General features: G+C 71.2%; 10 protein-coding genes. 2 read left to right on the forward strand and 8 right to left on the reverse strand.

Translation table 11 applies throughout. The annotated features are described in order from the left end of the window. Positions 1-48: 48 nt before the first annotated feature. Genes WME83_RS25475 through nuoE form a run of 7 tightly spaced genes read right to left on the reverse strand, consistent with a single transcriptional unit; the run spans position 49 to position 8,953 of the window. Entirely contained in the window at positions 49-1,575 is a 1,527-nt protein-coding gene (locus tag WME83_RS25475) for an NADH-quinone oxidoreductase subunit N (protein WP_437321885.1), read from the reverse strand. Further along, on the reverse strand, positions 1,572-3,593 hold the full coding sequence (locus tag WME83_RS25480; RefSeq protein WP_437321886.1) for a complex I subunit 4 family protein: 2,022 nt from the start codon (positions 3,591-3,593) through the stop codon (positions 1,572-1,574). Before WME83_RS25480 ends, WME83_RS25475 begins: the two co-directional genes overlap by 4 nt. Further along, positions 3,590-6,154, reverse strand: coding sequence for an NADH-quinone oxidoreductase subunit L (nuoL, locus tag WME83_RS25485; RefSeq protein WP_437321887.1), 2,565 nt, complete (start codon positions 6,152-6,154; stop codon positions 3,590-3,592). Before nuoL ends, WME83_RS25480 begins: the two co-directional genes overlap by 4 nt. A 1-nt stretch (position 6,155) precedes the next feature. After that, positions 6,156-6,467 carry an NADH-quinone oxidoreductase subunit NuoK gene (gene nuoK / locus WME83_RS25490; RefSeq protein ID WP_061622757.1) on the reverse strand — a complete coding sequence of 104 codons (312 nt, stop codon included), beginning with the start codon at positions 6,465-6,467 and terminating at the stop codon, positions 6,156-6,158. Beyond that, positions 6,464-7,117, reverse strand: a complete 654-nt coding sequence (locus WME83_RS25495; protein WP_437321888.1) for an NADH-quinone oxidoreductase subunit J family protein — start codon at positions 7,115-7,117, stop codon at positions 6,464-6,466. Before WME83_RS25495 ends, nuoK begins: the two co-directional genes overlap by 4 nt. After that, positions 7,114-8,466 (reverse strand): NADH-quinone oxidoreductase subunit NuoF, encoded by a 1,353-nt coding sequence (gene nuoF / locus WME83_RS25500; protein ID WP_020737043.1) that lies wholly within the window; start codon positions 8,464-8,466, stop codon positions 7,114-7,116. Before nuoF ends, WME83_RS25495 begins: the two co-directional genes overlap by 4 nt. 4 nt (positions 8,467-8,470) lie before the next feature. Further along, positions 8,471-8,953 (reverse strand): NADH-quinone oxidoreductase subunit NuoE, encoded by a 483-nt coding sequence (gene nuoE / locus WME83_RS25505; protein ID WP_437321889.1) that lies wholly within the window; start codon positions 8,951-8,953, stop codon positions 8,471-8,473. A 668-nt stretch (positions 8,954-9,621) separates the two neighbouring features. On the opposite strand from nuoE, the gene WME83_RS25510 reads away from it, so the two are divergent. Both WME83_RS25510 and WME83_RS25515 read left to right on the forward strand, forming a co-directional pair. Next, entirely contained in the window at positions 9,622-11,055 is a 1,434-nt protein-coding gene (locus tag WME83_RS25510) for a zinc ribbon domain-containing protein (protein WP_437321890.1), read from the forward strand. A gap of 19 nt (positions 11,056-11,074) precedes the next feature. After that, a complete protein-coding gene (locus WME83_RS25515; RefSeq protein WP_437321891.1) occupies positions 11,075-11,530 on the forward strand; it encodes a DUF2752 domain-containing protein in 456 nt (151 codons plus the stop codon). Positions 11,531-11,572: 42 nt separating this feature from the next. On the opposite strand, the gene WME83_RS25520 is transcribed toward WME83_RS25515, so the two are convergent. Continuing rightward, positions 11,573-12,139, reverse strand: coding sequence for a hemerythrin domain-containing protein (locus tag WME83_RS25520; protein ID WP_437321892.1), 567 nt, complete (start codon positions 12,137-12,139; stop codon positions 11,573-11,575). Positions 12,140-12,253: the final 114 nt, after the last annotated feature.

Here is a 12,253-nt window from a genome sequence, read left to right on the forward strand (position 1 = left end):
CCGAAAACGTCGAGGTGGGCCCGTATCCGCAGCGGGTGGACCCCCGCTCTAGTGGGAAGCGAGGACCGCGCGGACCGCGATCCCGAGGGAGGTCGTCGGCCAGATCCCGAGGACCATGACGAGCACCGCCGACACGACGAGCGCCGCGTTGACGTACCCCGACCGCATCGGCCGGGCGATCGGCGCCCCCGGCGCCGGCTCGCGCATGTACATGAACACGAGCACCCGCAGGTAGTAGTACGCCGACAGCACGCTGTTGAGGAGCAGCGCGACCGACAGCGTGTACAGCTCCGCGCCCATCGCCGCCTTGACGATGTAGAGCTTGCCGAAGAACCCGGCCGTCGGCGGGACGCCGGCCAGGGACAGGAGGAACAGCGAGAACGCGAGCGCCGCCACCGGGTGCCGCTTGCCGATGCCCGAGAGGTCCTCGTAGCTCACCGCCTCCGCGCCGCGGCTGCCGCACAGGATGAGCGTGCCGAACGCGCCGACCGTCGAGACCGTGTAGGCGAGCAGGTAGAACATCACGCTCGCCTGCGCGTCCTCGCTCGCCCGCACCGTCGCCGCGACGCCGACGAGCAGGTAGCCGGCGTGCGCGATGCTCGAGTAGGCGAGCATCCGCTTCACCGACTCCTGCCGCCCCGCGATGAGGTTCGCCACCGTCATCGTGAGCAGCGCCATCACCGCCACCGCCGGCGGCCAGCCCGCCGCCCACGACGACAGCGCCGGGCTGCTGAACGCGCCGAGCAGCACGCGCAGCAGCGTCGCGAACGCCGCGCCCTTCACCGCGACCGCCATGAACGTCGTGGCCGGCGTCGGCGCGCCCTCGTACGCGTCGGGCGTCCACATGTGGAACGGCACCGCGCTCACCTTGAACGCGAGGCCGACCAGCATCAGCGCCGCCCCGATGAGGAGGAGCGCCGGGTTCGGCGCCTTGTCCCCCGTCGCGCCCGCGATCGCGTCGCGGATGCCGGCGAGGTCGGTGTGCCCCGTCGCCCCGTAGATCAGCGCGCCGCCGTAGAGCAGCAGCGCCGCCGCGAACGAGCCGAGCAGGAAGTACTTGATCGCCGCCTCGGTGCTCCGCGGCGACGTCCGGCGGAAGCCGGTCAGCGCGTACGCCCCGAGCGACATCGTCTCCAGGCCGAGGAAGAGCGTCAGCAGATCCCCCGCGCCGGCGAGGATGATCGCGCCCACCGTCGAGAAGGTCAGCAGCGGGTAGAACTCCCCGCGATCGAGCCGGTGCTCCGGGAGGTACCCCCCGGCGAGCAGCGCCGCCAGCGCGCCGCCCAGGCAGAGCACGAAGGAGAAGAACAGCGTGAAGCGGTCCATCACCAGGTAGGGCGCGAGCAGGTCGACCCCGTCCAGCGTCTCGGGGCCGACGAACCCGACCGCGCCCGAGAACACCGCCCCGGCGAGGAGCGTGATCGCGGTCCCGAGCGCGATGTCGGACGACGGGCCGGAGCGGCGGTCGTGCGACTCCTCGCGGCGGTGCGAGAACGCCTCCGCGACCATCAGCAGCGCGCCGCCGAGCGAGACGACGAGCAGCGGCGACACCGCGATGAAGGGTCCGAGGTTCATCGCGCCGCCTCCCCCGCGCGCGCCGCGAGCTTGCCGCCCGCCGAGGGCTCGCGCCGCGCCTCCTCGTCACCCCCCGCCGCGCCCGCGCCGGAGCCCAGCACGGGCGCCCCCTTCAGGAAGGCGGGGGAGAACGTGTCCTCGGGCAGGAGCTTCGCGTTGCGTTCGTCCGCGAAGAGGATCGCCTGTCCGGAGACGACCTTGAACTGGTTGTACGTAGACAGGACCGACTCCTTCATCCGATCGAGGAAGATGTCAGGGAACAGGCCGATCACGAAGATCATCAGGATGAGCGGCGCGAGCGCCAGGCCCTCGCGGGGCGTGATGTCGGGCAGGTGCTTGTTCTTCGGGTTCGTGAGCGGCCCGAAGAACATCTTCTGCACGACGCTCAGCATGTAGACGGCCGCGAGGATGACGCCCGCGGCGGCGCCCACGGTGTGGATCCCGCTGAAGACCCCGAGGCGCTCGGACACGTAGGTCGCGGTGATGATCATGAACTCGCCGATGAACCCGTTCGTGCCGGGCACGCCCACGGAGGCGAACGTCACGATGAGGAACAGCGTCGCGTAGACCGGCATCACCTTGGCGAGGCCGCCGAACTCGGAGACCTGGCGGGTGTGGCGGCGGTCGTAAATCACGCCGACGAGGAGGAAGAGCGCGCCGGTGGAGACGCCGTGGTTCACCATCTGGAGCACCGCGCCCTGGATCCCGCTCGGCGTGACGCCGAACAGCCCGAGCATCACGTAGCCGAGGTGGGCGACCGACGAGTACGCCACGAGGCGCTTCACGTCCGCCTGCTTCCAGGCGACGAGCGCGCCGTAGATCACGCCGCCGAGGATCGCGATGCCGGCCAGGTTGGCCGCGAGGCTGGAGGCCGGGCCGGGGAAGAGGCCCATCGAGAAGCGCAGGTACGCGTACGTCCCGATCTTCAGCATGACCGCGGCCAGGATGACCGAGCCGCCGGTCGGCGCCTGCACGTGGGCGTCCGGCAGCCACGTGTGCACCGGCCACATCGGCACCTTGATGAAGAACGCGATCGAGAACGCCCAGAAGCAGAGCATCTGGGTGCCGCGCGGCAGCACCACGCGCGAGAGCGCGAGGTAGTCGAAGGTGTACGCGCCCGTGAGCTTCTGGTTCGCCCACACGAGGTACACGATGCCCGCGAGCATCAGCATCGAGCCCGCCATCGTGTAGACGAACAGCTTGATCGCCGCCTTGATCTTCTCGACGCCGCCCCAGATGCCGATCATCACGAACATCGGCACCAGCATCAGCTCCCAGAAGAGGAAGAACAGGAACAGGTCGAGCGCGACGAACGCGCCGAGCATCGCGCCCTGCAGGAGCAGGAGGCAGAAGCAGAGCTCCTTGATCCGGCTCTTGATCGACCCGAACGACGCGTACGCCGCGATGGGCGCGATGAACGTCGTGAGCAGGACGAGCCAGAGGCTGATGCCGTCGATCGCGACGTGCCACCGGATGCCGAGCGACGGGATCCACTCCTTGATCGACTGGAAGTGCCAGCCCACCGTCATCGGCACGCTGAGCAGCCAGAGCGACGCGAGGAAGCCCGCGCCGAGCACGGCCAGCGTGAAGCCGCGGAGCAGCGAGAGCATCTGCCGCGGCATGAACAGCACCGCCGCGGCCCCGACGAACGGCAGGCCGATGAGCACGTTGAGGAGCGACGACCACTCCCCGGACGCCTCCGCCGCGGCCGCCGCCCCGTCGGACGGCCAGAGCCACTGCACGCCGAGCACGGTGAGCGCCGCGATCAGCCCGAGGCCGAACCGCTGCCACGGCGTGTACCCGGCGCTCGCGTGGGCCTCGCCGTGCCCGTGCTCGTCGCCGTGCCCGTGGTCGTGCTCGTCGCCGTGCCCGTGGTCGTGCTCGTCGCCGTGCCCGTGATCGTGGTCGTCGCCGTGGGCGCCGTCCGCGCCCTGCCCGGCGCCCCGCGGGAGGAGCGCTCCGACGACGCCGGCGGCGAGCGCCGGCCAGTAATGGGTTACGAGGTCGAGCGCGCTCATTGCAGGCCCTTCGGCTGGATCAGGTCATGGATCTGCTCCGCCGGGGTCGTCCCCGGGGGGAGCGTGGGCACGTCCGGGCCCCGCATGGAGGTGGGGCTCGCCGGGTTCCCGCGGCTCGGCGGCCGCGAGAACGTGAACGTCTCCGTCGCCTCGCGGTTGAAGGCGTTGCGCACGCGGAGCACGATGTCCTTCTTCTCGCCCGGCTCGAGCTTCACCGTGACGTCGGTCGACTCCGAGAAGTCGCGGGACGGCACGCCGGGCCCCTCCCAGCGGTACTGGTAGCCGAGCCCCGGCGCCGCCGAGAGCTTCACCTCGCCGGACCGGCGCAGCTCCGCGTCGTCGACGTTCGCGTCGGCGTGCGGGTTGACCAGGAACCAGCCGACGCCGGCGAGCCCGACGACCATCGACGCGGCGTAGACCTGCACGCGGCCCGTCTGGAGCGCGCGCAGCACCGTGCCGAAGAACCCGACGAGCGCGGCGGAGAGCTTCGCGATGACGCCGTCGATGATCCACTTGTCGGCCATCGTGAAGATGTCCGCGAGCGCGTCGACCATGCCCACCACCGTGGCGTTGTAGAGCTCGTCGATCCGCCACTTGTCGTAGACGAGCTGGTGGAGACCCGGGAAGGTCTGGGCGAAGCGCCGCTCGGGCTCGCCGCGCTTGTTCCAGTACACGAGCATCGCGAGGCCGATGCCGGTGAAGCACGCCGCGACGCCGGGCAGCATCATCGGGAAGAGCAGCCCCTCCACCCCCTCGCGCGCCTGGACCGCCCTCGACGTCATCGAGAAGACCGGCTCGAGCAGGTGCGCGAGCGGCGCGAACGCGTGGTTGTGGGTGAGGTGCACGAGCGGCTCGGCCATGAGGAAGCCCGCGAGGACCGACAGCGCCCCGAGCACGATCAGCGGGATCGTCATCGGCAGCGGCGACTCGTGCGGCTCCGGGCCCTCGAGCTTCTCGCCCGGCGCGTGCGCGTGGTGGTCGTCGTGGTGGCCGTGCGGGTGCGGGTCCTTCCAGCCGCGCACGATCGTCCAGCCGCGGAACTCGCCGTGGAACGTCAGGAAGTAGGCGCGGAACATGTAGAAGGCGGTCATCGTCGCGGCCAGGATGCCGACCCAGTAGATCGCCGGGCCGAGCCAGTCGGGCCACTGCCACACCGGCTGCCCGCGCGTCGAGACCGACGCGATCCGGCCGGAGAACGCGCGCCAGAGGATCTCGTCCTTGGACCAGAACCCGGCGAACCCGGGGAAGCCCGCGATCGAGAGGCACGCGAGGAGGAAGGTCCAGCGCGTGAGCGGCATGTAGCTCTTGAGGCCGCCCATGTTCCGCATGTCCTGGGACTGGTCGGTGTCGTGGATGCGGGCGTGCATCGCGTGGATCACCGAGCCGGCGCCGAGGAAGAGGCAGGCCTTGAAGAAGGCGTGCGTGAGGACGTGGAAGAAGCCGGCCGCGAAGGCGCCGACGCCCACGCCGATGAACATGAACCCGAGCTGGCTCACCGTGGAGTAGGCGAGGACCTTCTTCAGGTCGTTCTGGAAGAGCCCGATCGAGGCCGCGAACAGCGCCGTGGCCACGCCGGTCACCGCGACGACCGCCATCGCGAACGGCGACAGCACGAACACCGCCGAGAGCCGGGCCACGAGGTAGACGCCGGCGGTCACCATCGTCGCGGCGTGGATGAGGGCGGACACCGGCGTCGGGCCGGCCATCGCGTCCGGCAGCCAGATGTAGAGCGGGATCTGCGCGCTCTTGCCGGCGCAGCCGAGGAAGAGCGCGAGCCCGACCAGGGTCGCCGCGTACACGAGCACCGGCTGCGACGGGATGATGAAGCTCAGGAAGCCGGGCACCGTGTCGGCCGACATGTTGCCGATCGGCCAGACCTTCACGGCGGCGAGCAGGTTGCCCGCGTTCGCCGCGATGCCGTCGAAGTTCAGCGTGCCCGTGTAGTAGGCGAGCATCGCCATCGCCACGAGGAGGCCGAAGTCGCCGATGCGGTTCACGACGAACGCCTTCTTGCCGGCGCTCGCGTTCTTGTCGTCCTTGAACCAGAAGCCGATGAGCAGGTAGCTGCACATGCCGACGCCCTCCCACCCCACGAAGAGGACGGCGAGGTTGTCGCCCATGATCAGCACGAGCATCGAGAAGCAGAACAGGTTCAGGTACGCGAAGAACCGGTAGTACCCCGGGTCCTCGCGCATGTACGCCGACGAGTAGAGGTGGATGAGGAAGCCGACGCCGGTGACGACGAGGATCATCGTCCCGCTCAGGCCGTCGACGCTGAAGGCGACGTCGATCGGGATCGACTGGCCCATCCGGCCGCTGATCGAGAACCAGCGCCAGGCCGTCCAGGTGAGCTTGCCGCCCTCGTGCGGCAGCATCAGGAACGTCGTCACGGCCGCCAGGAAGGCGCCGCCGAGCGCGGCGAGCGCCATCAGCCGGACCGCGTCCTTGCCGAGCCGCTTGCCGAACAGGCCGTTCACGAACGCGCCGAGCGCCGGCAGGCCGAGCACCACCGCGAGCAGCGCGAACTCGGACGCGGGGAATAAGACTCTCAGGGCTTCCACGCTAACTCCTCAGGAGATCGGCGTCGTCCGCGCGCATCGTCTTCCGGATGCGGTAGAACGCGAGCACGATCGCGAGACCCACGGCGGCTTCCGCCGCCGCGATGGCGATGACGAAGAAAGTGAAGATCTGCCCGGCGTGATCCTGCGGGTGCACCCGGTTGTACGCGACGAGCGTGAGGTTCACGGCGTTGAGCATCAGCTCGATGCTCATCAGGAGGACCAGCAGGTTCCTGCGCAGCAGGAAGCCCACCGACCCGATCACGAACAGCACCGCCGCGACAACGAGGTAGTACTCGATGGGGACGGAGATCATGACTTCGGCTCCTTCGTCGACAGGGTGAAGTGGCCCGTGAGGGCGCCCGGCTGCGGGTCCGGCTTCGCCGCGTCGCGCACGGGGACCTGGTCGTTTCCGTCCGGCGAGGCGGCCCCGGCCGGCAGCAGCGTCGGGTCGACCTGCTTGCCGCGGGCGACGGCGACGGCGCCGATCACGGCGACGAGGAGCAGCGCGCCCGAGAGCTCGAACGGCACGATCCCCTTCGTGAAGAGCTCGTGCCCGAGCGCCTCGATCGTCCCGAGCCCCTCGGGGGCCTCCGGGACGACCCGCGCGCCGGGCTTCGCGGCGCTCGCGACCAGGGCGAGGGCGCCGATGCTGCTCGCCGCGAGGACGCCGGCGCCCACGTAGCGCGGCACCGCGGTGCGCGCGTCGCGCGGCGACGTCGCCGACGGGCCGAGGAGCATGATCACGAAGAGGAAGAGGATGACGACCGCGCCCGCGTACACGAGGATCTGGATCGCCGCGAGGAACTCCGCGGCGAGCATCAGGTAGAGCCCCGCGATGCCGACGATCGACGTGAGCAGCCCCATCGCGCCGCGGATCGGGTTCCGGGCCGCGACCGTGGCCAGGCCGCCGAGGAGGACGAGCAGCGACGCCAGCCCGAAGTAGGCGAATTCGAAGATTTTCACGGCGAGAGCACCCCTGTCGACGACCGGCCCTTGGTCTGAATGTACGCCTCGAACTCCTTGCGGAACTTGCGCAGGAACCCGAGCGCGGGCATCGCCGTGCCCTCGCCGAAGGCGCAGATCGTGTTGCCCATGATGTTGTCGGCGATCTCGTGCAGCCGATCGAGCTCCTCGATCGTCCCCTCGCCGTGCACGATGCGATCGAGGATGCGGTGGATCCACGCGCTGCCCTCGCGGCACGGCGTGCACTGGCCGCACGACTCGTGGCGGTAGAAGCGCATCAGGTTGTGCATCGCGAGGACCGGGCACGCCTTGTCGCTGAGGACGATGGCGCAGCAGGTCCCGAGCATCGTCCCGAGCGTGCGGAACGTGTCCACGCCGAGCGGCACGTCGAGCACGCTCTGGCCGTGCCACGGGTGGAGCGGCGACTTCTCGTTCGGCGCGTTCACGACCTCGTCGGCGCGCAGGATGGGGCACGACGAGCCGCCCGGGATCACCCCGAGCAGCTTGCCGTGCTTCACGCCGCCGCCGAGGTCGTAGATGAGCTCGCGGAGCGTGAGGCCGACGCACGCCTCGAAGATGCCGGGGTTGTTCACGTGGCCGCTCACGCCGAAGAGCCGGCAGCCGCCGTCCTTCAGGTTGTGCAGCGCGGAGAGCTTCGAGAAGTTGTCGCCCCCGAGCTCGAGCGCCGTGGGGACCGCGGCGATCGTCTCCAGGTTGTTCACGGTCGTCGGCATCCCGAACGCGCCGAACTGGGCGGGGAACGGCGGCTTGAGCCGCGGCTCGCCGCGCTTGCCCTCGAGCGAGTTGAGGAGCGACGTCTCCTCGCCGCAGATGTACGCGCCGGCGCCCGTGTGGACGTAGACCTCGACGGGGTAGTCGATCCCGAACGGCCGCTTGCCGAGGTAGCCCTTCGCGCGCGCCTCCTCGATGGCGCCCCAGAGCCGCGCCTTCGACAGGTGGAGCTCGTCGCGCACGTAGATGTACGCGGCGTGGGCGCCGATGCCGAAGCAGCCGATGATGCACCCCTCGACGACGGAGTGCGGGTTCTTCTCCATCAGCGTGCGGTCCTTGAAGGTGCCGGGCTCGCCCTCGTCGGCGTTGATGACGAGGTAGTGCGGCCGCTCGGGCTTCGGGGGCCACGGCATGAAGCTCCACTTCACGCCCATGGCGAAGCCGGCGCCGCCGCGGCCGCGGATGTTGGCCGCCTTCATCTCCTCGACGAGCGCCTCGCGCGTCATCCCGAGGGCGCGCTTCGCCTGCTGGTAGCCGCCGCCCTTCTCGTACACCGAGAGCTTGTGGCCGTCGGGCGTGTCGTAGTTCTTCGTCAGATAGCGCGTCAGCCGGAGCATCTCGTCACCTCGTCAACCGATCGAGGATCGCGTCCACCTTCTCGAGCGTGAGGCCCTCGTAGTAGTCGCGATCGACCTGCATCATCGGGGCCGTGCCGCACGAGGCGAGGCACTCTGCGGTGCGCAGCGTGACCTTCCCGTCCTGCGTGGTCTCGCCCGCGTGGATCCCGAGGCGCTTCTCGCAGCGGTGCAGCACGGCGTCTGCGCCGTTCAGCGCGCAGCTCAGCGTCCGGCAGACCCAGACCTGGTGCTTGCCCACGGGCTGCTTGTTGAAGAGGGTGTAGAAGGTCGCGACCCCCTGGACGTGCGCCGTGGGGAGGCCGAGCTGCTCGGCGACCCAGCGCAGCACCCGTTCGGAGACCCACCCCTCCTGGCTCTGGCAGAGGTGGAGCACCGGGATGCACGCGGCCTGGCGGTTCGGGTAGCGCGCGAGGATCTTCTCGAACTCGGTTTGCCGGTCGGCGCTCAGAGCAAATTTGTCGGTCATGTCGGCTGTTGGCACGGTCCGCTGGCTCCCTGGGCGCGCCGCGCTCGCGGCGTGCCCGCTTCGACATGCAGTCGGGACCCCCGTGGCGGGTCCCTTCCAACGAGGGTCGTCCCGGCAAACCCGGGCGCTACCTCGTGCGCCTCCGGAGTAGAGGCGCCTGCCGGAGGCGGACAGCCCCGCGCACCGGCGGCCGGGCATTCGGTTGTCCGTCGTACGGAGCCGTCCCGAGGCGCCGGCACGCTAGTGAGCGACGGTGGTCACTGTCAAGGCGCGCCGGGGGGAAACCTCCAGCGAACCACGGAAACCCTCTCGCTGCCCAGAAACCTGGGCGACGCCTCGCGCCGGCCCGCCCGCCCGGACCGCGGCCCAGGCGGCGGTCGCGACGCCGTCACATCGGCGGAGAGCGCGCCCCGAGGGTGAGCGGGAGCGCGGTGAGCCAGAAGCGCTCGCCACGCGCCGCTCTCCTCGCGCCTCGCAACGTGCGCGTTCCCTCGCGGAGAGAACGCCCTGGGTTTTCTGGCGGAGAACGCGTAGCCTCGGGAGAAGCCCGCAGCGTTCTTCGTCTTTCACTTGAGAACCGGAACGCGCTTCAACTACCCTCCGCGCCCATTACGACGCGCGCAGGGCGCGGGCATCGGTAGCAGCGAACCCCCCTCCGGAGGTGGTGCGTGTTCTGTCCGAATTGTGGGACGCAAAACTCGGAAACGGCGTCCACGTGCACGAAGTGCGGCTTCAACCTCAAGGGGGCGGCCGCGCCGAAGTTCAAGGGCACCATGCTGATGAGCCAGCCGTCGTCCGGGGCGGGCGCGGCGGGCCCGCGCGCTCCGGGGGCGCCTCCGCCGCCGGCGCCTCCGGCCGGCGCGCCGCCGGGCATGCCCGCCGGCATCCCGAGCACGCCGCAGGGTCTCGCCGGCACGGTGGTCGGCGTCCCGCCGGCCGGGCTCGGCGCGTCAGCCGGACCTCCCCCTGCGCCGCCTCCGCCCGGGATGGGCTACGGATCGCCCCCTGCGGGACAGCAGCCGTCTGGCCCGTCCTTCGGCGGCGCGGCTGCGAGCCCGTCGGGCGGGTATTCGCCGTACGGCCAGCCGCCCAACCAGGGCGTGAACCCGCTCGGCGGAACGATGGCGATCGACCAGCTGCCCGGGTACACCCCGGGCGCGCCGCAGCCGCCTGGTGGGGCGGGCGGCACCCCGGCCGGCGCGTTCCCGCCGCCCGGCGGCAGCTACGGTCAGCCTCCGCAGGCGGGCGGCAGCCCGTTCGGCGCGCCTCCGGGCCAGGACCCGATGGGCGGCCTCGGCGGCGCCCCGCCTGGTTACGGACAGCCTCCCGGTTACGGACAGCCTCCCGGTTACGGCCAGCCGCCCGGCGGTGGTTACGGTCAGCCGCCCGGTTACGGCCAGCCTCCGCAGCACAGCCCCAGCGGGTACGGTCCGCCTCCGGGCCAGGATCCGCTGGCGGGCGGCGGCTACGGCGCCCCTCCCGGCGGCGGCTACGGCGGCTCTCCGGCGGGCGGCTACGGCGCGCCTCCCGGCGGCGGCTACGGCGGCTCTCCGGCGGGCGGCTACGGCAGCCCTCCTGGCGGCGGCTACGGCAGCCCGCCGGGAGCGGGCAGCTACGGCTCTCCGGCGGGCGGGGCCTACGGGAGCCCCCAGGGCGTGAGCGATCCGGGCGGTTACGGCGGATCGTCGCCGGCCGGCGGTCAGCTGTCGGCGCCGGGTCAGTTCGGCCAGCAGCCCAGCAACCTGGGCGTGTATGGCGGCAGCGGGTCGATGACCCCGGGCGCGCGGGGCGAGACGCGCAACCCCGTCACGGTGTGCGTGATCGGGATGGTCTGCTTCGTGTACGCGATCTGGCAGCTCTGGGCGATGCTGAACGAGCTGCAGCAGGCGACCAAGGATCCCGAGTTCAAGCCCTGGTACGTCTTCGTCCCGCTGCTCAACTACTACTTCCTCTGGGTGAAGGTGCCGGAGCAGGTGACCAAGGCCAAGCAGATGGCCGGCTCGCGCAACCCGCAGGCCGAGGGCATCGTGCTCTACATCTTCCTCCCGCTCTACGCCCTCGCGAAGGACCTCAACGAGGTCTGGGATCCGAACGCCGCCTAGCTCGCGCTGTCCTCTGCCGTTGTCGCTGTCCAGCCCGACCGGAGCCCCCTCGCCCGCGCCGTCGGCCTCGTCCGCCTGGAGCGCCGCGCACCCGCGCGGCCGCGCGGCGCGCCTCGGCGCGATCGCCGCGTTGCTCGGGCTCCTGGTCGCGTGCGGCGTCCCGCTGTGTCCGTTCGCGATCGTCACCCGCCACCCGTGCCCTGGCTGCGGGCTCACGCGCGCGACCCTCGCCCTCGCTCACGGCCACGTGGCCGACGCGCTGCGGCTGCACCCGCTCTCCCCGATCATGGCGCCGCTCGTGCTCGCCGCGATCGCGTACAACGCCGCCGTCTACGTGAAGGACGGCCGCATCGCCGCGACCGAGTCGGTGCAAGGGGCGTGGGTCACGCGTCTCGGCGTCGCGCTGGCGATCGTGATGGTCGCCGTCTGGGTAGCCCGCTTCCTCGGCGCCTTCGGCGGCCCCGTCCCGGTCTAGCCCGCGCCCCACCATCACCGCCTATCCGAGGCCGTAGGCAGCTCAGCACCCCCGGGCGCGCGGCCCCTCCCCGCGGCGCCGCGACACCGGCCGGGCCGCGCGCACCGAGTGGGCCCCCCGCCTCGGCCACCCGCGCTGCGACCGCACCAGCGGCGCGCCCGCCGGCACCCCCACGCGCAGCAGCACCTCGTACGCGCGCTCCAGGTCGCTGCCGATCACGTCGAGCTGCTCGTCCGTGAGCCCCCGCTTCGCCTTCTGGAAGAGGATGCCCTCCTCCTCGTCGGCGTGGTGGGCGAAAACGTCCCGCAGCAGCCGGAGCCGCGCCTCGAAGCGCACATCGGTCACCCGCGTGCGCAGCAGGTTGTCCGCCGCGAAGCGCGCGAGGCCGTGCTTCTCGTACGCGTCGTGGAGCGGCTTCCGGTCGCCGGCCATCCGCTCGGCACACACCGGGTAGAGGTACGTCTCCTCGATGCGTACGTGCGCATCGATCATCCGGGAGAGCTGCGCGACCATCGATGTCCTGAGGCCCGGGCTGGGCTCGGCGGCGATGCGCGCCATCAGGGCGCTGAGTTCGAGATGCTGCTGCTCCAAGAGATCGAGTGCGTCCATGGGGTTCCCCTCGCGTGAAGCTCACCGCGCCGCCGCCCTTGAGCAGCGCGTGCACAGCCCGGATCCCGGCGCTGCGTGGCGCGGTGCAGGCGGCCCCGTCGTGGCAAGGAGCGG

The organism is Sorangium sp. So ce385, from assembly GCF_051474135.1.
GTDB classification, from domain to species: Bacteria; Myxococcota_A; Polyangia; order Polyangiales; family Polyangiaceae; genus Sorangium; species Sorangium cellulosum_D.